Below are 22,215 nucleotides of genomic sequence, written 5' to 3'. Positions count from 1 at the left end.
GGCTTACCGGGGCAGGGCGAGCTTCGGATCCTGTTCGTTGCGGCGGAACAGGACCACGACGTGGCCGATTTCCTGGACGGTTTCGGCCTTGGTCTCGCCGGTGAGGAAGGCGACCTGGGCCTGGCGCTCTTCCTTATCGCCGCCCGAGAGCTTGACCTTGACCAGCTCGTGCTGGTCCAGGGCGTTGCCCAGTTCCTTGGCGACAGCGTCGGTGGCGCCCTTGTTGCCAAGCAGGATCACGGGGGAGAGGTCGTGCGCCAGGCTGCGGAGGTAGCGGCGCTGCGTAGGGGAGAGCGACATTGCGTTCAGGTTCGATTCGCGGGGGAGAGGGCCCAAAGGGTATCATGCGTGCCCCCCTCTCTTCTTTATCTGGCGGTTCCCCGGCCAATGGCACGTAGTAAAAGCAGCTCCCGCTGGCTCAAGGAGCACTTCGATGACCCGTTCGTCAAGCGGGCCCAGGCCGAGGGGATGCGTTCGCGCGCCGTTTTCAAGCTCGAAGAGGTGCTTGAGAAAGATCGCCTGATCAAGCCCGGCATGACCATCGTCGACCTGGGCGCCGCCCCGGGCGGATGGTCGCAGCTGGCGCGCCAGCGCCTGGGCGAGTCCGGCAAGGTCATCGCCCTCGATATCCTGCCCATGGTCGGCCTGACCGGCGTGGACTTCATGCAGGGCGATTTCCGTGAAGAAAGCGTCCTTCGTGAGCTGGAAGGCATGCTGGAAGGGAAGAAGGTCGATCTTGTCCTCTCGGACATGGCCCCCAATATGTCGGGTGTGGCCCTCGCGGACCAGATCCGAGCCATGGATCTTTGCGACCTCGCCCGGCAGTTTGCGCTCGATTGGCTGACGCCTGGCGGCTCGTTCCTGGTGAAACTGTTCCAGGGGGCCGGTTTCGATGAGTACTTAAAGAACTTGCGCGCTGACTTCAGTCGCGTGACGATGCGTAAACCGAAGGCCTCCCGCGCGCGTTCGCGAGAGGTCTATGCGCTGGCGACCGGCCTTAGATCCGCGTCCCGGCAACCTGGCGAGAACCGCGCATGAATGAGATGGCTAAAAACCTGTTGCTGTGGCTGATCATCGCGGTGGTCCTGCTAACGGTCTTCCAGACCTTCAATCCGCACAGCGGATCGTCGCAGGATATGTCCTACACGGCGTTTGCCCAGCAAGTCGATAACGGCAACGTCGCGAGCGGCACGATCACCTCGTCGGCTCCCCCGACCATTACCGGCAAGCTCAAGGATGGTGTCAGCTACCGCACGGTCGTGCCGGTGGTCGGCCTGTCCACCAGCGACCTGGTCAAGCAGATGCGCGACAAGGGCGTCGATCTCCGCCAGGAGCCGGCTGATAACGGCTTCTCGCTGATCGGCCTGCTGTTCAATTGGCTGCCCATCATCATCTTCGTCGCCGTGCTTATCTGGTTCATGCGCCAGATGCAGGCCGGCTCCGGTGGCCGTGGCGCCATGAGCTTCGGCCGTTCGCGCGCCAAGCTGCAGGGCGAGGACCAGGTCAAGGTCAACTTCTCCGACGTCGCCGGTTGCGACGAGGCCAAGGAAGAGGTCGGCGAGCTCGTCGAGTTCCTCCGCGACCCGGGCAAGTTCCAGAAGCTCGGCGGCAAGATCCCGCGCGGCGTGCTCATGGTCGGTCCTCCGGGTACCGGTAAGACGCTGCTCGCCAAGGCGATCGCCGGCGAGGCCAAGGTGCCGTTCTTCTCGATCTCCGGCTCGGACTTCGTCGAAATGTTCGTCGGCGTGGGCGCCAGCCGCGTCCGCGATATGTTCGAGCAGGCCAAGAAGCACGCTCCCTGCATCATCTTCATCGACGAAATCGACGCCGTCGGCCGCCATCGTGGCGCCGGCATGGGTGGCGGTCACGATGAGCGTGAGCAGACCCTCAACCAGCTGCTGGTCGAGATGGATGGTTTTGAAGGCACCGAGGGCATCATTGTCATCGCCGCCACCAACCGTCCCGACGTGCTCGATCCGGCACTGCTGCGCCCGGGCCGCTTCGACCGCCAGGTCGTCGTGGGCCTGCCGGACGTGAAGGGTCGCGAGCAGATCCTCAAGGTGCACATGCGCAAGGTGCCGACCGCAGCCGACGTCGATGCCATGACGATTGCCCGCGGTACGCCTGGCTTCTCCGGCGCCGACCTGGCCAACCTCGTCAACGAGGCGGCCCTGTTCGCCGCGCGTGAGAACGCCCGCGAAGTCCGCATGAGCCACATGGACCGTGCCCGCGACAAGATCCTCATGGGTGCCGAGCGCCGCTCGATGGCCATGAACGACGAAGAGAAGAAGCTCACCGCGTACCACGAGGCTGGCCACGCCATCATCGGCCGCCTGGTGCCGGAGCACGATCCGGTCTACAAGGTCACCATCATCCCGCGCGGTCGCGCCCTGGGCGTCACCATGTACCTGCCGGAAGGCGATCGGTACAGCATGAACAAGGTGGCGATCGAATCGCAGCTGGCCTCGCTGTATGGCGGCCGTGTCGCCGAAGAGATCATCTTCGGTGCTGACAAGATCACCACGGGCGCTTCCAACGACATCGAGCGCGCGACCAAGATGGCGCGCAACATGGCGACGAAGTGGGGCCTCTCGGATGAGCTCGGCCCGGTCATGTACGGTGAGGAAGAGGACGAGGTCTTCATCGGCCGCTCGGTGACGCAGCACAAGAGCGTCTCCAACGAGACCGCGCGCAAGATCGACGAAGTGGTGCGCACGATCCTTGATCGCGCTTACGCGCGCAGCAAGGACCTCCTCACCACGAACATCGACAAGCTGCACGTGATGGCCGAGGCGCTGCTCCAGTACGAGACGATCGATGCCCGCCAGATCGACGACATCATGAACGGCCGTGAGCCGGGCCCGCCGGCCGATTGGCAGAAGCCGGGTTCCACTCCGCCGCCGCCACCGCGTGGCGACGCCGGCTCGGCGCCGGACAAGGTCGGTAAGCCGGCTACGCAGCTGTAAAAGGGAAGGGCGGCCATAGGGCCGCCCTTCTTCGTTTGGTGCCCCGCAGAACGCGCTACAGGCCGTCTATGCGCGCGCACCGTCCGGGAGGAGGGCGCTCCATCGCAGAGCTGCCCATGGCTTTTAGCCGATTAGCCCAGGGTTGCCGTATCCCTGTAGGAGCGCGCTTGCGCGCGACGCCGTTCGCGCCACCGCTACAGGACCATTTTCCAGGGGTGCGACACATTGCCCACCTCCAGACTCAAACCCCTATGCGACAACCATTTAGCCGTCCAATTACCCCAACTGTTACCGTCTCGCGAAAAAAAGTTTCAGAAAAGTGTTGACGCCCACCCCGGATATCTGAATAATTCCGCTTCTCGACACGGCGGTAACGCTTCACAGCGGTCTCCACCGGGTCAAATGTTTTAAGTGTGCGCCCGTAGCTCAGTTGGATAGAGTACCAGGCTACGAACTTGGTGGTCGGGAGTTCGAATCTCTCCGGGCGCACCATTTTTAAAACACCATTGAGTCGTTCGCGTTTCGGTGGTGGTAGTGGAAAGTGTGGTGTGTTCATACGGATTGACGGGCTAGGCTTTGACCCGTAGCATCTGAAAGCTTCACCAATACACCGGTGTGGTTTTAGGTTTCGGGGTATAGCTCAGTCTGGTAGAGCGCCAGCTTTGGGAGCTGGATGTCGGGGGTTCGAATCCCTCTGCCCCGACCAATTGGTGCTCTACGTACAGTGCCTGCGCCTGTAGCTCAACCGGATAGAGCATCGGCCTTCTAAGCCGACGGTTGCAGGTTCGATTCCTGTCGGGCGCGCCAGTTCAGGTTTATGGTGGGCGTAGCTCAGTTGGTTAGAGTACCGGATTGTGATTCCGGATGTCGTGGGTTCGAATCCCATCGTCCACCCCACTTTTAGTGTGTTACAATTTACGTTTTAGGGCCGTTAGCTCAGTTGGTAGAGCAGTTGACTCTTAATCAATTGGTCGAAAGTTCGAATCTTTCACGGCCCACCAATTCGAAAGGCACCTAGAGAAATCTAGGTGCCTTTTTCTTTATTTGCTACGCTTCACGCGTTTCATCTTTATGACACGCTGGCGCAAAGGGCCAGGGAAAGGTCCGGAATGATCATCGAAGAAACCTCGGTCTCCCGTCGGCCGAAGCGCGCCATGCCAGCCTGGCTGCTGGGCGCTCTCGTCGTGGCGTACATCCTCATTGCGCTCAACCGCAGCCTGTGGGGCGAGGCGCATGATGCCCTCGCAGTCTCGCAAGGCACGGCCGGGTTCTGGGCACTCAGCATCGCTGTCTGGGGCCGGTTGATAGCCAATATGGTCCTTACCGTTGCCATCGTTCTGTGGCCGCGTATTGGCAAGCCGCTCCTGGCTATCCTGATCCTCGTTTCCGCTGCCAGTGCGTACTACACGCAGACGTTTGGCGTGCGCTTGAATGAAGAAATCATCCAGAGCATTTTCGAGACGACCCGGGCGGAAGCGGGTGCGCTGATCACGCCGGCCTTCCTTGGATGGATGGCTCTGTACGGTGTGCTCCCGGTCGTCATCATCGCGGTGCTTCCCGTCCGCTTCATGCCGATGTGGCGCAGCCTCGGTGTGCGCGCCGCGATCATCCTTGTTGCCGCTGCCATGTTGCTGCTCCCGCATTTCCTTGTGGGCCGCAACTACATTTACTTTGAGCGCAACCATCGCGGCATGTACGACGTGTACCACCCGTACGCGGCGCTGAGCGGCACGTTCCACTACCTGCAGCGCGACGTGTTCCGTAAGAAGCCCGTCGTGACGCCGATCGGCACGGACGCCGCGTTGGCGCCCAGCGCCGCCATGGCCGCACGCAAGCGCGTCGTCGTGCTGGTGGTGGGTGAGACGGCCCGTGCGGAGAACCAGTCGCTTCAGGGCTACGGCCGCGACACCAATCCGGAAATGAAGCGCGAAGGCGCCATCTATTTCAGCGACGCCTGGTCGTGCGGTACGGCGACCACCGTCTCGGTCCCGTGCATGTTCTCGAACATGACGCGCGAGAAGTTCGACAAGCCCGCGGCCAAGGCCCGTTGGAACGCGCTGGACGTGCTGCAGCACGCGGGCGTGGATGTGTTCTGGCGCGACAACGACGAAGGCTGCAAGGACGTCTGCGCACGCGTACCGAACGATGACGTGACCGACGCGAAGATCGCTGGCCTGTGTGACGCCAGTGGCTGCGTGGACGATATTCTGGTCGGGGACCTCCCGGAGCGCCTCGCAAAGATGCGTTCACCGGCGCTGCTCGTGCTGCACATCAAGGGCAGCCACGGTCCCGCTTACTTCAAGCGCTACCCGGCGGAGTTCAACGTCTTCAAGCCGGGCTGCGAAACCGCCGAGGTGCAGACCTGCTCCTACGCGCAGACCGTCGCGAGCTACGACAACACGATCCTCTACACCGACCACATCCTCGGTAAGGTGGTGGAGGCCCTCAAGGCGGAGCCCGACACCGACAGCGCCATGATGTATCTCTCCGACCACGGCGAATCGCTGGGCGAGAACGACGTTTACCTGCACGGTGCGGATTGGGCTACGGCTCCGTCCCAGCAGAAGCACATCCCGATGCTGATGTGGCTCTCGCCGGGCTGGGTTCGCGATAGCGGCCTGCGGATGGATTGCGTGGCCCAGCGTCGCGTGCAGCCGGCCAGCCAGGACAACCTGTTCCACACGCTGCTGGGCTTCTTCGGCACGCGCACCGAAGTGTACAAGCCGGAGCTGGATCTCCTGGCCGGATGCCAGGGCTGACGATCCGGTAGTTCGGGGGAGCCGTTCGGCGGCGAAAGGCGAGGGCGGTTATGGACCGCAGGCGAGCCTGCCCCTAGAATGGCGCCGCAATGCGAGAGTGGCGGAATTGGTAGACGCACCAGATTTAGGTTCTGGCGGGGTAACCCGTGGGGGTTCGAGTCCCCCCTTTCGCACCATATGAAAATGAAACGCCCCGGCATCCGCTCGATGCCGGGGCGTTTTCTTATCTGGATTCGCAGCGATGCAGCTTGAACATGCCTCGGCCCACGTCCATCCCCGTGCTGGTTCGAATGCTCTCAGTCAGGTGAGGCAGGAAGATGTAAACAGGGGCAGTTGAGCCGGGCGAGGGGATGACCGTGGTAACGACTTCATCCTTGCCCCAGGCGATAAAGTCCCTGACGCGGTCGAGGAGGCCGGGTTCGTGAGGGAGTTCCCAAAGATCCCAGGAGGGCTTCTGCCGATCGGTGCTTTCCAGTAGGTGGATGATGCCGCTACTGCCCTGGTCGTAGATAAACCAGTCGTCGAATCTTGCTGTCGCGCTTGTGCGATGCGGCTCAAACGAAAGGTGGAATGCTGCGATGTCGTCGGAGCCCGGCATCCACGCGGGCCTCGGTACGATAACGAAATCTGCGTATCCAGTGCTTTCGCTAGTGGTGAACTTGTAGTGAGCTCTTTCGACCGGGCAGGCCGTTGCGGCGACTGTCGCTGAGGCGAATCCCACAAGAGCCGAAAACTTCATTGCCTTCGAACGCATGTTAGCTTTCCTCCGGCAAGGACGTGTCCCGGCACGCGATTAGCTTGAACATGCTCCCGGCGCCACGTTTTGCGACGTCCCATACGTGTGTCGATAGGCCAGGAATCAGCAGATACGTAGGCGCTGTATCGAGCGCCGAAATCGGCGCATCAACCAGGACGCGGTCGTCATTCCAGGCAAAGAACTCGAGTGCATAGGGCGCGGCCATCCTTCGCTCCCTGTTTTCAACGGGTTCCCAGATCTGCGTTCCAGGTGCCGTGTTCTCTACTAATTCCGTCCTTCCGGTCTCACCTCTGCGAGCAAGGAACCATGCATCGTACGCTGCTCCCGCTTTGCGTCTTGGAAAGCTGATCTTGAGAGTCAGCGCGTGCGAAGCATGCTCCCGAGGACCGCGAACTTGATGGAATTGTGCGGTTCCATGGCTCGCCTTCGACGTGTCGCGATAGATCGCTTGCTGGATCGGGCAGCCGATAGCATTCCCCGCCGCCACGACGGCGATCAAAGAGGCAATCGTGCGGCGGGGAAGAACGTGCATGACTAGTTCCTATTCGACGTGCAGGGAAAGCGTGTACCACTTGTCTTTGAATGCGGTCAGTTTCTTCCGGGTTTCCTCGTTGACCGCAAAGTCGCGGGGATTGAATGGGCCAGCAGTGTGTGAGGCGTAGGCGTAGTCAACGAAAGGCATGGTCCCCTCAAGCGCGCCAGATGCGAGATGTGCCGAGTACCGTGCGCGGAACCAGTCGACTTCGTCGTACATTGCGACGATCTGGTCAGAGGTGTCGTGTCGATTCAGATGCTTATGGCGTTCGTTCCAGGGATTGACGAGAAACTGAAAAATGCCAATGGCGGATGAGTCGGGATTCGTTGCTCCCTCGTTGAAACTGCTTTCTTGAAAGGCAGTCGCGACTACGATGGATATGGTCACTTCTGGCGCGCCTCTGGAGAATCCTGCATCCACGATTTGGCTGATGATCCTTTCCTGATGAGCGTTTAAGCGCATCTGAAGGCTGTATCGATGTCCACCACGGGTGATGTACTTGTATCCGCCTCTCTGATACGGCGTCAATCTGCTTCCTGGAGTTGACCCCGTTCCTGGAAAGGGGCCGATGTGATCAATTGGAGGTTGGAGAGGGGTTGGTTGGCTAGGGGGCGTCGGCGTTGGATCTCGGGGACGGTCGGCGTTGACGACCGTCGGGGGGAGGTCTACGGGCGGCGGAGAAGGGAGTCCGCCATCGCCGCCTGGTTCAGTGCCAATCTTTGGTTTGTTCATGGTGTGCAGGTCCTTTTGTCCGGAGTCCGTCCGGCTCGGTTCGCGGTTCACGCTGATGCGCAGTGAACGTTACGGACCCAGTGACTTACCCGATGTCGGCGCAGTACGGCGCGACATGTAGTCCTTTTCTGAGCGTTCTTTACGTCGCGAACGCCATGCGCATTTGTACTGGCGGGGGCGTTCGATCGGGGCCGGACAGTTGCATCGCGAAGGCGTTGTGGGCAGCGGCCGCATTGCGAAGCCGGAGATGAAGCGCTTCCTAGCTTAGGATCGAGCGGAATTGGCATGGCGCCATGGTTGTAGTATCCGCATCGTGCTGTCTCGACTGAAATGGTCCCGGCCTCAATCTAGGGCCGGGACCTTCTTTCAAGCCGTCTAGAAGACCGTGATCGTGTTGCGATCAGCCGCGCATGTGCCCCCGACGCATGCTGACGTTCGGGTCGGTGCGCTCCCCGTACGCGGCATGTAGCAATTGACGCTCGCGGCAGTCTGGCCGCTGACTGGGTGCGAAACGTAATCAGATAGTGCTGTCCGACAGCGCTCATCGACGACGACTTCGCCCGTGATGGTTGCGGGGCCTTCCGATCGATAGTTCACCTGACCTCGGTGGACCGAATTCTGATTCACGGGTACGGCGTACGGGCCGGGTGCTCTCGCCTGGATGGTGGGCGCGCGAGCGCCTGTTTGTTTCGAGGCCAGATCGCCATCGGGAGCGGGCATGTGACAAGCGACGCTGGAGAGGGTGTCCGGGCCGAGGATCAGTGTCGCGACGACCGTGGCGTTCTCTCCCATGGCTTCGCAGAGACGCGCGTCCAGATCGCGGGTGGGCTGCGGTTGAGCGTCGTGAATGTAAAGAAGATCGCCGTTAGGGAGTTCGGTGAGGTTTTGCTCAACTACAGTGTCGAGGCCGTGCTCATCCTTTATGACGACATGCCGAGTGATTCGCTTCTCGCCGGGATGCGACGAGATAACCTGCTGATCGATGATCTGGCTGAAAGCTATCGAAGGGATCAGGGCGATCGCTCCGATGTACGGAGTCAAGCGTTTACACATGTGACGCACCTCTTTGCTGTGGCTAAGGAGGTACTAGCTTCGCGTCAACGACTCGCGCGGTCTGTCGGGCTCACCTGATGGTTGTGCGGGTCGTCTTCACTAGTAGACGTCGTTCATGCCTGACCTGCTTGTAGGTCGAGCCCTCGGGCATGCTCAAAGCGTCTTGACTAGCGCCGTTACCACCGCTGCGGCGGCGCTGATGGCTGTGACCACGATGGCCCCGAGACCTATGGCGGGGTAGTAGCGTGCCTCGGCCCGGATCTTTTCGGCTTAAGCTTCAAATCGCGCAGCTCGCGCCAAGGTCTGTGCGCGTATGGTGGCTGCGAAGTCGGACGCGGACTCCGCTTCTTTTTCGATCTTTGATGTTTCGGCGTGGAGCTTCGATGACTCCGATCTCAGCTTGATCGCCTCGGCTTCCAGTCTGGCGGCTTGCGCCCGGCTTTTCGTGGCTTCAAGATCTAGCCGCGCCATCTCGACGCGTGCTTTCATCGCTTCGAGATCGAGTCGCGAAGACTCGCTACGCGCCTCTGCAAGGTCGGCGGCGGCCTTGGTATCCGCTTCGGCGCGACACTTCATGGATTCGGCGTGGAGCTTGCACGCTTCCATGAGTGTGCGGGTTAGTTCGGCCGTCGCCAGCCGGTCGTCTGTCATGCGGGAGCCATCCATCGTGTTCGGGCCTCGGGTTCCTGGTGCTAATCACCACGACGTACGGTACGGCGCGGGTGAACTTGAGAACAGTCGGCCGTGCTCAATAGGCTGTGTAAGGCAATTCCTTCGTAACTCTCGCGGACCGCGCGCGCGGTCAAGACCGGTTTGCGATAGAGAACAGTAGGGTGGCCAAAGTGGCCAGGGACGTAAGCAGCGACGTCACAATGGCGACGCCCATCCAGAACGGATACCAGTGCCTTTCGTATTCGAGCTTGTCGATCTCGGCGTACATCTTGCGCATCTCAAGCGATGTGCGTTTGTACTCTTCAAACCAGCGTTTCCGTTCTTCGTCCAACGTGATGGCCCGATCCATGAGGTGCGTACTCCGTAGCGTAGCAGGCGCGTTTTGCCTGCACGCAGGGTGGGCCGGGCCATCGGCACGCAACAGTCGTACCGTTCGGATAGGCGTTGTAGGGTTTTCCCGGGTTTACACGTGGGCGGGAGCGTTTGTCCGTCGTGCAACGACATTCGCCAGGCATGCGAGCACCACGGTGATTGCGAAGTTCGCGCCGAACGCCATGGTCTGCGAGACGTTGAGTAATGCCGCAAACAATGAACCACCAATAGCGAGTGTGGAGGCCACGGTGAGCGATTCGCACAACTGCAGCGCCGAGGCATTCGTGCCTTGTTCGTGCGGTGCAGACATCGAAAGCGCAAGCGTCGAAACCGTGCCGTAGACCATGCCGATACCGAGGCCGGTGGTTAGCCAACCCAGCACGGCGATCGGTACGGGCGTGGAGGCGAATGTCGCGAGGCCTGCGATGACGGTACCGATCGCCATGAGGCCGGTGCCGCGATTCAACAACGCCTGACGCGAGATCTTTGCGAGGTGCCCCTGATACCACGAGCCCGAGAACCAGCCGACCGCGCCGACGCTGATGGCGAGCCCGGACCACGTCGGTGAAAGCCCATGCTGACGTGAGAAGGCGAGCGGAAGGAAGGCCTCAGCGCCGAAGAACGCCGATGCTGCCAGGCCGCGAAGGCCAATCACCGCGGGCAGGCCGCGCGCGGCGCGGAGGGTGCCCATCGGAAGCAGGCGGCGCCCGCAGACGACAAGGGCAATCAGCGCCGGGATCAGCAGGGCGACGGCGCGCCATCCCTGTTCCTGTCCGGCGACGAATAGCGCGCATGCACCGAGCGACGCGCCCACGGCGTTGGCCATGCGACCAGGCGCATCGTTGTCGTGGACGACGGGCGGGTCGAGCGAGCGCACTGCGCCGCGCACGCCCAAAGCTGCCGGAATTGCCAGCAAGGGCACCGCAAGAAAGACCCAGCGCCAGCCGACGTGCTCGACGATCAGTCCGCTCACGGCGGGGCCGATCAGTGCAGGTACGACCCAGCCCGCCGAGAACGAGGCGAACACCTTGGGCCGGAGGCGCTCCGGGTAAAGGCGGCCGACGATCACATAGAGGGCGGGCGAGAGCAGGCCTGCACCGAGTCCCTGGATGAGCCGGCCTACGAGCAGCATGGGCATGGTGTGGGCAAAGCCCGCTACCAACAGGCCGGCAACAAAGCCACCGAGTCCGGTGGCGAGGGCGGGGCCCGGGCCGCGGCGGTCGCTCCAGCGGCCAGAGATCACCATGCCGATGACGCTGGTGGCGAGCACGCCGCCAAAAGCGAGGGCGTAGAGGCGCAGTCCGTTCAACTCGCGGGCCACCGTCGGCATGGCCGTGGTGACGGCCAGCGCCTCGAAGGCAATCAGTGAGATCAGGGAAACCATGCCCAGGGTGGCGGCGCGGTAACGGGGTGCGAGGATGCCGTCGGTCGGGGAAGCCGCGGCGTCGAGGAGCTTGGGGTCAGACATGCCCACGTTCATGGTCAATCCTTGGGGGAGGGGAGTGTCGGACGGTTGCGTGCGAGGTCCGGAGGCGGCAGGATCGGACCTGAACCATGGTTGAGGTCAAGCGATGCGCGAGCTGAGCGTAGGTGAAGTGGCCCGGCGGGCGGGGGTGGCGGTCTCGGCGCTGCATTTCTATGAGCGGAAAGGGCTGATCCATAGCTTGCGGACGGCGGGCAACCAGCGCCGTTACGGCAGCGACGTGCTCCGCCGCATCGCGGTGATCCGGGTGGCCCAGCGGGTAGGCATTCCCCTGGAGGCCGTCAGGCAGGCCCTGGCGACGCTCCCAGACGGCCGGACGCCCAGCCGCGAGGACTGGGCGGGCCTGTCCGCCCGTTGGCGCCAGGACCTTGATGACCGGATTTCGCAGCTCACCAACCTGCGAGACCGGCTGGGCGACTGCATCGGCTGCGGGTGCCTCTCGATATCAGCCTGCGCCCTCGCCAACCCGGGCGATGCGCTCGGCTCGGAAGGGGGCGGCCCCCGGCGCTGGGGCGGGCCCTGAGCCCTGTTGCGGGGGCGTAAGCGCAAAACGTAGAATGGGCAGTCATTTGCGGGGTTTTCCGCCAGCACCGGTTGGTCCGGGGTGGGGCCAGGCGCTCGCGGTGAATCCCTATAGTTTTGGTCAGGCGGCGGATGCCGCCATCACGCCGCATATAAGCGGTGGTTTCAGGAGAGGTCATGCAGGTTTCGGTTGAGAATGTCGGCAAGCTCGGGCGCAAGCTCACGGTGAAGTTCCCGGCCGAGCGTCTGGAGACGCAGGTCTCCGAGCGCATCGCGGAAATGGGCCGTACGGTCCGCCTCAAGGGCTTCCGCCCCGGCAAGGTCCCCACCACGGTGATCAAGCAGCGCTTCGGCGCGCAGGTCCGTGGCGAGGCGCTTTCGGACCTCATCGGCACCACCCTGCGTGAAGCCGTGACCCAGGAAAAGCTCCAGCCGATCGCCAACCCGTCGGTCGACACCACGGGCAATGCCGTCGACGGCGAAATCGCCTACACCGCCACCTTCGAAGTCATGCCGGAATTCCCGGCGGTCGACGTGGCTGCGCTCGAGATCGCGCGCCCGAAGGCTGAGGTCAAGGACACCGACATCGACAAGATGATCGAAACCCTGCGCACCCAGCGTCGCAGCTTCGACGAAGTGTCGCGCGCCTCGAAGGACGGCGATTTCGTGATGTTCGAGTACTCGGCTGAAGCCGGCGACTACCGCTTCCCGGCCGAAGGCCTGGAGCGCGCGGGCAGCGTCCTCGGTTCGGGCACCCTGTTCAAGGCCCTCGACGAGGCCCTGACGGGCCGTACCGCCGGTGAAGACCTGGTCCAGGACGTGGCCTTCCCGGAAGACTTCCGTAACCCGGAACTCGCCGGCAAGACCGCCAAGGTCACCTTCAAGATCATCAAGGTCCAGGAGCCGAACCTCCCGGCCGTCGATGCCGAGTTCATCCAGCTGTTCGGCGTGGCCGATGGCGATGTCGAGACCTTCCGCAAGGAAGTCCGCGCCAACCTCGAGCGCGAGCTCAAGGCCACGCTCATGGCCCGCCTGAAGTCGGAAGTGGCTGAAAAGCTTGCCGGCGCTTACTCGGAGCTGGACGTGCCGGAACTGATGGCCAACGCCGAGGCCCAGAGCCTGGCAGCCGGCAACCTGCCGCGCGGCCAGCAGCCGTCGCCGGCCATGGTGGCCGAGGCCCTTCCGTTCGCGAAGAAGCGCGTCATCGCCGCTCTGCTGATGGGCGAAATCGCCCGCAAGAACGAGCTGCGCCTTGACCGCAAGCGCATGGGTGAGATGCTGACCGCGATCGCTTCCACCTATGAAGAACCGGAAAAGGTCATTGAACTGTATAACAGCGACCCCCAACTGATGCAGGGACTGCAGAACCGCGTGATGGAAGACCAGGTGGCTGAGTGGGTGGCGGATAACGCCAAGTCCACCGACCAGGAACTGAGCTTCGACGAGGTCATGCGGCCGATCGGCGCCTAAGGCGCCGGTTTCCCAGCACTAACCGGGCCCCATACCCAGGAGAATCGCATGTCCATGGCTCCGATCCAGAACCTCAACCTGGTGCCCATCGTTGTCGAGCAGACCTCGCGCGGCGAGCGCTCGTACGACATCTATTCGCGCCTCCTCAAGGAGCGTGTGATCTTCGCGGTGGGCCCGGTCGACGACTACATGGCCAACGTGATCGTCGCGCAGCTCCTGTTCCTTGAGTCGGAAAATCCGGACAAGGACATCAACCTGTACATCAACAGCCCGGGCGGCTCCGTCACCGCGGGCATGGCGATCTACGACACCATGCAGTTCGTGAAGCCGGACGTCAGCACCATGTGCATCGGCCAGGCCGCCTCCATGGGCGCCCTGTTGCTGGCGGCGGGTGCGGCTGGCAAGCGTTACTCGCTGCCGCACTCCCGGATCATGATCCACCAGCCCTGGGCTGGCGGCATTTCCGGCCAGGCAACGGATATTGAGATCCACGCCCGTGAAATTCTCACGATGCGTGAGCGTCTCAATGCCATCCTGGCGCACCACAGCGGCAAGACGGTCGAGGAAATCGCCCGTGATACCGAGCGCGATCGTTTCATGAGCGGCGCGGAAGCGCAGACTTATGGCCTGATCGATTCGGTTCTCGACAAGCGCACGGTCGACACCGTCAAATCCGCTTGATAGGTACTTTCGCTTGTGAAATCCAGCACTTCGCCCCGGCTTCCCGGGGCGGGGTGCTGTGCTATTCTCAAAGCGCATCTGGATTCTCAGTAGGGCCCAAAGCATGAGCGACGAGCGGCAAGGCCGTTCCAACGACGGCAAGATTCTGTACTGCTCCTTCTGCGGCAAGAGCCAGCATGAAGTGCGCAAGCTGATCGCCGGCCCCAGCGTGTTCATCTGCGACGAATGCGTTGAGCTGTGCAATGACATCATTCGCGAGGAACTGGAAGAAAAGGCGGCCTCCGGCCGTACCCAGCTTCCGAAGCCGCGCGAAATCATGGAAGCGCTTGACCAGTACGTGGTCGGCCAGACTCGTGCCAAAAAGGCGCTGTCTGTTGCCGTTTATAACCACTACAAGCGCATGGAATCGCGCCAGAAGAACGACGAAGTCGAACTCGGCAAGTCGAACATCCTCCTGATCGGTCCGACCGGTTCGGGCAAGACGCTGCTGGCGGAAACGCTGGCCCGCCTGCTCAACGTGCCGTTCACCATCGCGGATGCCACGACGCTGACCGAAGCCGGCTATGTCGGTGAAGATGTCGAAAACATCATCCAGAAGCTTCTGCAGAAGTGCGATTACGACGTCGAAAAGGCGCAGAGCGGCATCGTTTACATCGATGAAATCGACAAGATTTCGCGCAAGAGCGAAAACCCGTCGATCACCCGCGACGTGTCCGGCGAAGGCGTGCAGCAGGCACTCCTCAAGCTGATCGAAGGCACGCTTGCCTCCGTTCCGCCGCAGGGTGGCCGTAAGCACCCGCAGCAGGAGTTCTTGCAGGTCGATACGCGCAACATCCTCTTCATCTGCGGCGGCGCGTTTGCCGGCCTGGAGAAGGTGATCCAGCAGCGTTCCGAGACCACCGGCATCGGCTTCGGCGCCGAGGTCCGCTCGAAGGAGCGCACCGAGAACGTCGGCAAGATGCTGTCGGAAGTGGAACCGGCCGATCTGGTCCGTTTCGGTCTTATCCCTGAGTTCGTGGGCCGCCTGCCGGTGGTCGCGACGCTGGATGAGCTCGACGAGGCCGCATTGATCCAGATCCTCACCGAGCCGAAGAACGCTGTCACCAAGCAGTTCCGCAAGCTGTTCGATATGGAAGGCGCCGAGCTGGAGTTCCGCCCGGAAGCCCTTTCGGCGATCGCCAAGCGCGCACTGAAGCGGAAGACGGGTGCACGCGGTCTTCGCACCATCCTGGAGCAGGTGTTGCTCGATACCATGTTCGAACTGCCGTCGCTTGAGCACGTCAGCAAGGTCGTGGTCGACGATGCCGTCATTGATGGCCAGGCTGAGCCGTACCTGATCTACCGCGGCAATCTGCAGCAGCGGATCGCGGGCGAGGGCGGCGACGCCGCCTGACGCTTCCAGGCGTGGCTATCCAGCGGCCCCGGCGCCTTATAGCGCCGGGGCCGTTTTTGTATGTAGGCCTGGCCCTTGATGGTCCCTTCGCGAACCTCCACTTGACTACCATGGTAGCTCCGGCGCAGTGTCGGGGCGAACCCCAACTCTTTGAGGGAAATCCCAGACACATGGCGAAGAATCGCAGCCAAACCACGAGCGGAGCCGCGCTGGACCTGTTGCCGGTCCTCCCCCTGCGCGATGTCGTCGTCTACCCGCACATGGTCATCCCGCTGTTCGTCGGGCGCGACAAATCCATGCGCGCGCTGGAACAGGCGATGGAAGGCGAACGGCAGATCCTCCTCGTTGCGCAGAAGAGCCCGGATATCGATGATCCGTCCGTTGAAGACCTGCATCAGGTCGGTACGCTGGCGGGTGTGCTACAGCTGCTGAAGCTTCCCGATGGCACCGTCAAGGTGCTCGTCGAGGGCCAGTCGCGCGTGCAGGTCGAATCGTTCGAGGACGATGCCGGCATGATGCGCGGCCGTGCCCGCGTCATTGAGCCCATCTACACCGGTAGTGAGCGTGAGCTCGATGTGGTTTCGCGCTCGCTGGTCTCGCTCTTCGAGCAGCTGGTGAAGCAGAGCCGCAAACTGCCGCCGGAAATTCTTGCGACGCTGTCCGGCATCGACGATCCGTCGCGCCTGGCCGACTCGATCGCCGCGCACCTCTCCGTGCGCATGGCGGACAAGCAGAAAGTCCTCGAGACCTCCGACGTTGGCCAGCGCCTTGAGCTGCTCATCGGCCTCGTCGATGGCGAGATGGATCTGCAGCAGGTCGAGAAGCGCATCCGCGGCCGCGTGAAGTCGCAGATGGAGAAGAGCCAGCGCGAGTACTACCTCAACGAGCAGATGAAGGCCATCCAGAAGGAACTGGGTGAGGGTGAGGAAGGTACCAACGAGATCGAAGAACTCCAGAAGAAGATCGACAACGCGGGCATGCCGAAGCCGGTACTCGCGAAGGCGCGCCAGGAGTTCAACAAGCTCAAGCAGATGTCGCCGATGTCGGCGGAAGCCACGGTCGTGCGCAACTACCTCGATTGGGTGGTGGGCGTGCCGTGGAAGAAGCGCAGCAAGGTCCTGAAGGATCTCGCCCTCGCACAGGAAACCCTCGATGCGGATCACTTTGGCCTGGAGAAGGTCAAGGAGCGCATCCTTGAATACCTGGCGGTGCAGCAGCGCGTAAATACCATGAAGGGCCCGATCCTGTGCCTCGTCGGCCCGCCTGGCGTCGGCAAGACCTCGCTCGGCCAGTCCATCGCCAAGGCCACGAACCGCAAGTTCGTCCGCATGAGCCTGGGTGGTGTGCGCGACGAGGCCGAGATCCGTGGCCATCGCCGTACCTACATCGGTTCCATGCCGGGTCGCATCGTGCAAAACCTCAACAAGGTTGGCACGAAGAACCCGCTGTTCGTCCTCGATGAAATCGACAAGATGTCGATGGATTTCCGTGGCGATCCGTCCTCGGCGCTGCTCGAAGTGCTCGACCCGGAGCAGAATCACGCGTTCAACGACCACTACCTCGAAGTCGATCTCGACCTGTCGGAAGTGATGTGGGTGGCTACGGCTAACTCGCTCAACATCCCGGGCCCGCTGCTCGACCGCATGGAAGTGATCCGCATCCCGGGTTACACCGAAGACGAAAAGCTCAACATCGCGCAGAAGTACCTGCTGCCGAAGCAGCTGAAGGCCAATGGTCTGAAGGTGGATGAGCTGTCCATCGCGGAAGACGCGGTGCGTGACATCGTCCGTTACTACACGCGCGAATCCGGCGTGCGTAACCTCGAGCGCGAAATTTCCAAGATCTGCCGCAAGGTGGTGAAGGAGCTTGCGCTGGGCACGGTGCCGGCGAGCGCGAAGGCCAAGCCTGCCAAGGCGCCTGCGAAGTCCGCGAAGGGCAAGGTAGCTGCGCCCGGCCAGGTGCGTGTCGATGCCGCGAATCTCGACCATTATCTCGGCGTGCGCCGCTTCGATTTCGGCCGCGCCGAGCAGCAGAACGAAGTGGGCCTGGTGACGGGCCTCGCATGGACGCAGGTCGGTGGCGATCTGCTCAGCATCGAAGCCTCGGTCGTCCCGGGCAAGGGCCGTCTGGTCCACACCGGCCAGCTTGGCGATGTGATGAAGGAATCGATCCAGGCCGCACTCAGCGTCGTGCGTGCACGCGCCGCGGGTCTTGGTATCGAGCCGGATTTCCACGAGAAGCTCGACATCCACATTCACGTGCCGGAAGGTGCGACGCCGAAGGATGGCCCGAGCGCGGGTATCGCCATGTGCACCGCGTTGGTGTCGGCACTCACCAAGGTGCCGGTGCGTTCCGAAGTGGCCATGACCGGCGAGATCACCTTGCGCGGTCGTGTGTTGCCGATCGGTGGCCTGAAGGAAAAGCTGCTTGCGGCGCATCGTGGTGGCATCACCACCGTGATCATTCCCGAAGAGAACCGCAAGGACCTCGTCGATCTGCCGGAGAACATCACCAGTTCGCTGGAGATCCATCCGGTGAAGTGGATCGACGAAGTGCTCGATCTCGCACTGGAGCGCCCTCTGGGCCCCAGCAAGGCGGCGGATGGCAAGCCGGTTGAGGTAACCCGCAAATCAGGCAAGGGTGGCAAGGGGAAGAATTCCCCGTCGCTTACGCATTGATTTGACGTAACGTGCCGTCGTAGCGGCAAAAGGGCGCACCACAAGTGCGCCCTTTTTATTTTCGCTAACCTGTCATTAACTACCCGCGATAATCTTTTTTCACCACGAACGCAAGCCTCCCCGAATGATGCACTCGCGCTGAAAACGTTGGTATTGCTCGTGTTGCGGCGGGGGGAGGGCGCTGGTATAAAGGCCACACCGCCATCGCCCGCGCCGCAAGGGCGCCATGCATCGCGGGGTCGCCGATCATGCCCATGGCAGGTCCGTTGACCTGACGTATTTTCGTCCGGGATCGCCGTCCGGCGTTCCGAATTACCTTTAGGGAGTCACGTAATGAACAAAACCGAACTCGTCGCTGCTATTGCTGAGAAGTCCGAGCTGTCGAAGGCCGATGCCGGCCGCGCGCTCGAGGCTTTCATCGAAGCGGTGAAGGAAGGCCTGAAGAGCGGCGGCGACGTCGCCATCGTGGGCTTCGGCACGTTCAAGGTGCGCAGCCGCGCCGCTCGCACGGGCCGCAACCCGCGCACGAACGAAGAGATCAAGATCCCGGCGTCGAAGGTTCCGGCCTTTACCGCTGGTAAGGCGCTCAAGGATCACGTAAACTAAACGGCTTACCGTTGCCGGGTGCTTAGCTCAGCGGTAGAGCGTCGCCTTTACACGGCGCTGGTCGGGGGTTCGATCCCCTCAGCACCCACCAACGGGAAGTGGAGTGGTAGTTCAGTCGGTTAGAATGCTGGCCTGTCACGCCGGAGGTCGCGGGTTCGAGTCCCGTCCACTCCGCCAATCGTCCTGCAAAGGCGCCCGTGTGGCGCCTTTGTTTTATCTACCGCCGGCAACGGTTTGCCGGTGCCACCTGTGCGAGTCGCATCATGCTGCAAGCCCTGCGTAACAAGATCCACGGTTGGCCCGCTGCCATCGTCCTTGGCATCTGCGTCTTCGCCGTCGCCTTCTTCGGCATCGAGTCGTATTTCGTCTCGCACCAGGATACGTTCGTAGCCAAGGTCGACGATCACGAGATCTCGCAGCAGGATTGGCAGAACCGCCTGACCGAACTGCGCCAGCAGCTCGCGGCTAATCCGAACTCGCCGTACACGGTGGCCGATCTCGAAAAGCCCGAGATCAAGCAGCAGGTCCTGGAAGGCATGATCAACCAGGTGCTCCTGCAGAAGGCCAACACGGATCTCGGCCTCGCCGTCTCCGATCTGGCTGTGCGCGACACGATTGGCACCGACCAGGGCTTCCAGGTCGATGGCCGCTTCGATCCGGGCACCTACCGCGCCGTGCTCGCCTCGCAGGGCATGACGCCGGCGATGTACGAAGCCAAGATCCGCTCCAGCCTGGCAACGCAGATGCTGCCGGAGGCCATTTCGGCCACCACGCTGGTCAGCGATGCGGATATCGATAACTTCTTCCGCCTGCACGACCAGCAGCGCGACGTTCGTTTCGTCAGCCTGCCGCGCCCGGTGCTGGCCGACACGAACGTGGCTGACAACGACATCGACACGTTCTACAAGTCCCACATCGCGGACTACACCACGCCGGAGCAGGTCTCCGTGCAGTACCTCGAAGTGAAGCAGGCAGATCTGAAGGTGGGCGAGCCCACCGATGCGCAGCTCCACGAGTACTACGACAAGTTCAAGCAGCGCTACGCCCAGCCCGAGCAGCGCATGGCGTCGCACATCCTCATCAACGTGCCGAAGAACGCGACGCCCGACCAGCAGAAGGCCGCGCTCGAGAAGGCGAAGAAGATCGCCGCCGAAGCTACGCCGGAGAACTTCGCGAAGCTCGCCGCCGAGAACTCGGACGATCTGGGCTCCAAGCGTACGGGCGGCGATCTCGGCTGGCTCGAAAAGGGCGTGACCAACCCGGCCTTCGATGCCGCGCTGTTCGCCATGAAGAAGGGTGAAGTCAGCAAGGAGCCGATCCTTTCGCCGGACGAGGGCTACCACATCATCTGGCTGCGCGATGCGCGCGAAGGTGATGCCAAGCCGTTCGCAGAAGTCCGCGGCCAGTTGGCCGGTGACTGGACCAAGGCCGAGGGTGAGCGCCTCTACAACGAGAAGGCCGGCCAGCTCGCCGACCTCGCCGAGCGCAACCCGGGTTCGCTCGATGCGGCCGCGAAGGAACTGGGCCTCGAGATCAAGACGAGCCCGCTGTTCGGCCACAAGGGCGGCGAAGGCATTCCGCAGGATCCGAAGTTCATCCAGGCCGCGTTTGCCGATGACGTGCTGAACCAGGGCAACAACTCGTCGCTCGTGCAGGTTGGGCAGGGCGATGCCATCGTCATGCACCTTGCCAAGCACAATGCGGCTGCCCCGCAGGATCTCGCCAGCGTCAAGGAAGTCATCCGCCAGCGCATCCTCGACGAGCGCGTGGACGCCCAGTCGAAGAAGCAGGCTGACGAGCTGATCGCACAGCTGGCCAAGGGCGGCGACGCCGCGGCCCTTGCCAAGGCACCGGTGCAGACCGCCACGGGTCTTACCCGCAGCAAGCTGGGCGACGTGAAGGACGTGCCGCCGGCGATCCTGCGCGAGCTGTTCTCGCTGCCGCACCCGGTGGATGGCAAGCCTTCGTGGACCGCCGTCGATGTGGGCAATGGCACCTATGCCGTGGTCGCCGTAGACAAGGTCACCGACGGTGACCCCGCCAAGGTCGAGAAGGCCACCCGTGGTGCCCTGCGTGGCCAGATGATGGACGCCATGGCGCGCGCCGTCACTCTGGAATACGTGGACGCCCTGCGCGCCAAGGCAAAGATCACGGTCGCGAACGATCGCCTCTAAGCCAGGCGCGTTCCGGCCCACGAAAAACCCGCCCTCGCCGGCGGGTTTTTTTTGCCCCGCAACATGCGGGAGCGCATGGACCGCATCCCGATTTAGAATGGCGGTCTTATCGCGTCAAAGGGACAACCCGTGATCATTCAACCCAAGGTTCGTGGCTTCATCTGCACCACCGCCCATCCGGTCGGCTGCGAGAAGAACGTCGAAGAGCAGATCGCCATCACCCAGGCCAGCGGCACCTTCGCCCAGGGCCCGAAGAAGGTGCTGGTCATTGGTTCCTCCACCGGCTACGGCCTGGCGTCGCGCATCACGGCTGCGTTTGGCCAGGGCGCCGATACCCTTGGCGTGTTCTTTGAGAAGCCCTCCAGCGAAACCAAAACGGGTACCGCTGGCTGGTACAACGCCTTCGCCTTCGACAAGCTTGCGCGCAAGGCCGGCCTTTTCGCGAAGTCGATCAATGGCGATGCGTTCGCCAACGAGACGCGCGACAAGGTCATCGAGATCATCAAGAACGAGATGGGCGGCAAGGTCGATCTCGTCGTCTATTCGCTGGCCTCGCCCGTGCGCAAGCTGCCGGAGGGCACGACGATGGGCGAGCCGGGCACCGTCGTGCGTTCGGCGCTGAAGACCGTGGGCGAAGTATTCAAGGCTTCGTCGGTCGACACCAACAAGAACGAAGTGGTCGAAGCCACGGTCGAGCCCGCCACCGAGCAGGAAAAGAAAGACACCGTCACCGTCATGGGTGGCGAGGATTGGGCGCTGTGGATCGACGCGCTGGCGAAGGCGGGTGTGCTCGCCGACCACGCCACGACCATCGCGTACAGCTACATCGGCACGGAGACGACGTGGCCCATGTACCGTCGTGGCACCCTGGGCCTCGCCAAGGAGCACCTTGAGCGTACGGCGCACGAACTGGGCGCACGCCATGCGGGTCTCCACCTGCGCTCGTACGTGGGCGTGCTGAAGTCGGTCGTGACGCAGGCCAGCTCCGCCATTCCGGTGATTCCGCTCTATGTCTCCATGGTCTTCAAGATCATGAAGGCCAAGGGCCTCCACGAAGGCTGCATCGAGCAGATCAACCGTCTGTTCCACGATCGCCTCTACCGTACCGATGGCAAGCCGGCCGAGACCGATCCGGAAGGCCGCGTGCGTCTGGACGACTGGGAGCTGCGCGACGATGTGCAGGCCGAGTGCAAGGCCCTCTGGCCGAAGGTGACCACGGCGAACCTGTTCGCTGAGACCGACTACGCCGGCTACAAGCACGAGTTCATCAAGCTCTTTGGCTTCGAAGCCAAGGGCGTGGATTACGACAAAGACATCTCGCCCGACGTACAAGAGTGGGATGTCGTGCAGCTGTAAGCCGTA

General features: G+C 62.5%; 19 protein-coding genes and 8 tRNA genes. 19 read left to right on the top strand and 8 right to left on the bottom strand.

Annotated elements, in window-relative coordinates:
- Nucleotides 1-3 precede the first annotated feature (3 nt).
- A complete protein-coding gene (gene yhbY, locus L2Y96_RS14685; protein ID WP_247327689.1) occupies nt 4-300 on the bottom strand; it encodes a ribosome assembly RNA-binding protein YhbY in 297 nt (98 codons plus the stop codon).
- Between the two features lie 87 nt (nt 301-387).
- Between yhbY and rlmE the strand changes: the two genes are divergently transcribed.
- From rlmE to L2Y96_RS14640, 9 genes are all read left to right on the top strand, one after another.
- Nucleotides 388-1,038, top strand: a complete 651-nt coding sequence (rlmE, locus tag L2Y96_RS14680) for a 23S rRNA (uridine(2552)-2'-O)-methyltransferase RlmE (RefSeq protein ID WP_247327682.1) — start codon at nt 388-390, stop codon at nt 1,036-1,038.
- Nucleotides 1,035-2,966: an ATP-dependent zinc metalloprotease FtsH gene (gene ftsH / locus L2Y96_RS14675; RefSeq protein ID WP_247327676.1), complete on the top strand. Its 1,932-nt coding sequence runs from the start codon at nt 1,035-1,037 to the stop codon at nt 2,964-2,966. The genes rlmE and ftsH overlap by 4 nt, the downstream gene beginning before the upstream one ends.
- Before the next feature lie 415 nt (nt 2,967-3,381).
- Nucleotides 3,382-3,458 (top strand) — tRNA-Arg (locus L2Y96_RS14670).
- A 137-nt stretch (nt 3,459-3,595) separates the two neighbouring features.
- Nucleotides 3,596-3,672, top strand: a tRNA-Pro gene (locus L2Y96_RS14665).
- A gap of 24 nt (nt 3,673-3,696) precedes the next feature.
- Nucleotides 3,697-3,773, top strand: a tRNA-Arg gene (locus L2Y96_RS14660).
- A gap of 13 nt (nt 3,774-3,786) precedes the next feature.
- A tRNA-His gene (locus tag L2Y96_RS14655) sits at nt 3,787-3,863 on the top strand.
- Nucleotides 3,864-3,891: 28 nt separating this feature from the next.
- Nucleotides 3,892-3,967, top strand: a tRNA-Lys gene (locus L2Y96_RS14650).
- A gap of 108 nt (nt 3,968-4,075) precedes the next feature.
- Nucleotides 4,076-5,725 carry a phosphoethanolamine transferase gene (locus tag L2Y96_RS14645; RefSeq protein WP_247327654.1) on the top strand — a complete coding sequence of 550 codons (1,650 nt, stop codon included), beginning with the start codon at nt 4,076-4,078 and terminating at the stop codon, nt 5,723-5,725.
- Between the two features lie 91 nt (nt 5,726-5,816).
- Nucleotides 5,817-5,901 (top strand) — tRNA-Leu (locus L2Y96_RS14640).
- A 47-nt stretch (nt 5,902-5,948) separates the two neighbouring features.
- Here the strand turns inward: L2Y96_RS14640 and L2Y96_RS14635 are convergent.
- From L2Y96_RS14635 to L2Y96_RS14605, 7 genes are all read right to left on the bottom strand, one after another.
- Nucleotides 5,949-6,479 carry a hypothetical protein gene (locus tag L2Y96_RS14635; RefSeq protein ID WP_247327652.1) on the bottom strand — a complete coding sequence of 177 codons (531 nt, stop codon included), beginning with the start codon at nt 6,477-6,479 and terminating at the stop codon, nt 5,949-5,951.
- A 1-nt stretch (nt 6,480) separates the two neighbouring features.
- Nucleotides 6,481-7,014: a hypothetical protein gene (locus tag L2Y96_RS14630; protein ID WP_247327649.1), complete on the bottom strand. Its 534-nt coding sequence runs from the start codon at nt 7,012-7,014 to the stop codon at nt 6,481-6,483.
- Nucleotides 7,015-7,023: 9 nt separating this feature from the next.
- Entirely contained in the window at nt 7,024-7,545 is a 522-nt protein-coding gene (locus L2Y96_RS14625) for a transglycosylase SLT domain-containing protein (protein WP_247327646.1), read from the bottom strand.
- A gap of 579 nt (nt 7,546-8,124) precedes the next feature.
- A complete protein-coding gene (locus L2Y96_RS14620) occupies nt 8,125-8,802 on the bottom strand; it encodes a hypothetical protein (protein ID WP_247327643.1) in 678 nt (225 codons plus the stop codon).
- A gap of 270 nt (nt 8,803-9,072) precedes the next feature.
- The gene (locus L2Y96_RS14615; RefSeq protein ID WP_247327642.1) at nt 9,073-9,453 is read right to left on the bottom strand and encodes a hypothetical protein; all 381 of its coding nucleotides are present in this window, start codon (nt 9,451-9,453) and stop codon (nt 9,073-9,075) included.
- A 151-nt stretch (nt 9,454-9,604) separates the two neighbouring features.
- Nucleotides 9,605-9,823, bottom strand: coding sequence for a hypothetical protein (locus tag L2Y96_RS14610; RefSeq protein WP_247327639.1), 219 nt, complete (start codon nt 9,821-9,823; stop codon nt 9,605-9,607).
- A 114-nt stretch (nt 9,824-9,937) separates the two neighbouring features.
- The gene (locus L2Y96_RS14605) at nt 9,938-11,326 is read right to left on the bottom strand and encodes an MFS transporter (protein ID WP_247327637.1); all 1,389 of its coding nucleotides are present in this window, start codon (nt 11,324-11,326) and stop codon (nt 9,938-9,940) included.
- A 91-nt stretch (nt 11,327-11,417) separates the two neighbouring features.
- On the opposite strand from L2Y96_RS14605, the gene soxR reads away from it, so the two are divergent.
- From soxR to fabV, 10 genes are all read left to right on the top strand, one after another.
- Nucleotides 11,418-11,852 carry a redox-sensitive transcriptional activator SoxR gene (soxR, locus tag L2Y96_RS14600; RefSeq protein ID WP_247327634.1) on the top strand — a complete coding sequence of 145 codons (435 nt, stop codon included), beginning with the start codon at nt 11,418-11,420 and terminating at the stop codon, nt 11,850-11,852.
- Nucleotides 11,853-12,028: 176 nt separating this feature from the next.
- Entirely contained in the window at nt 12,029-13,321 is a 1,293-nt protein-coding gene (gene tig / locus L2Y96_RS14595) for a trigger factor (RefSeq protein ID WP_247327631.1), read from the top strand.
- Between the two features lie 54 nt (nt 13,322-13,375).
- Nucleotides 13,376-14,002, top strand: a complete 627-nt coding sequence (gene clpP / locus L2Y96_RS14590) for an ATP-dependent Clp endopeptidase proteolytic subunit ClpP (protein ID WP_425492624.1) — start codon at nt 13,376-13,378, stop codon at nt 14,000-14,002.
- A gap of 103 nt (nt 14,003-14,105) precedes the next feature.
- Complete coding sequence (gene clpX, locus L2Y96_RS14585; protein ID WP_247327626.1) at nt 14,106-15,395, top strand: ATP-dependent Clp protease ATP-binding subunit ClpX; 1,290 nt, start codon at nt 14,106-14,108, stop codon at nt 15,393-15,395.
- A gap of 170 nt (nt 15,396-15,565) precedes the next feature.
- Entirely contained in the window at nt 15,566-18,073 is a 2,508-nt protein-coding gene (gene lon / locus L2Y96_RS14580; protein ID WP_247327624.1) for an endopeptidase La, read from the top strand.
- 333 nt (nt 18,074-18,406) lie between these two features.
- Nucleotides 18,407-18,679 (top strand): HU family DNA-binding protein, encoded by a 273-nt coding sequence (locus L2Y96_RS14575; RefSeq protein WP_247327622.1) that lies wholly within the window; start codon nt 18,407-18,409, stop codon nt 18,677-18,679.
- A 16-nt stretch (nt 18,680-18,695) separates the two neighbouring features.
- Nucleotides 18,696-18,770 (top strand) — tRNA-Val (locus L2Y96_RS14570).
- A 9-nt stretch (nt 18,771-18,779) separates the two neighbouring features.
- Nucleotides 18,780-18,856 (top strand) — tRNA-Asp (locus tag L2Y96_RS14565).
- A gap of 86 nt (nt 18,857-18,942) precedes the next feature.
- On the top strand, nt 18,943-20,853 hold the full coding sequence (locus tag L2Y96_RS14560; protein WP_247327620.1) for a SurA N-terminal domain-containing protein: 1,911 nt from the start codon (nt 18,943-18,945) through the stop codon (nt 20,851-20,853).
- A 129-nt stretch (nt 20,854-20,982) separates the two neighbouring features.
- The gene (fabV, locus tag L2Y96_RS14555; protein WP_247327618.1) at nt 20,983-22,209 is read left to right on the top strand and encodes an enoyl-ACP reductase FabV; all 1,227 of its coding nucleotides are present in this window, start codon (nt 20,983-20,985) and stop codon (nt 22,207-22,209) included.
- The last annotated feature ends 6 nt before the right edge of the window (nt 22,210-22,215 follow it).

The organism is Luteibacter aegosomaticola, assembly GCF_023078475.1.
In the GTDB taxonomy this organism is placed as follows: Bacteria; Pseudomonadota; Gammaproteobacteria; order Xanthomonadales; family Rhodanobacteraceae; genus Luteibacter; species Luteibacter aegosomaticola.
Note: the sequence above shows the minus strand (reverse complement) of the source record. Positions and strands in the feature narration are given on the sequence as shown.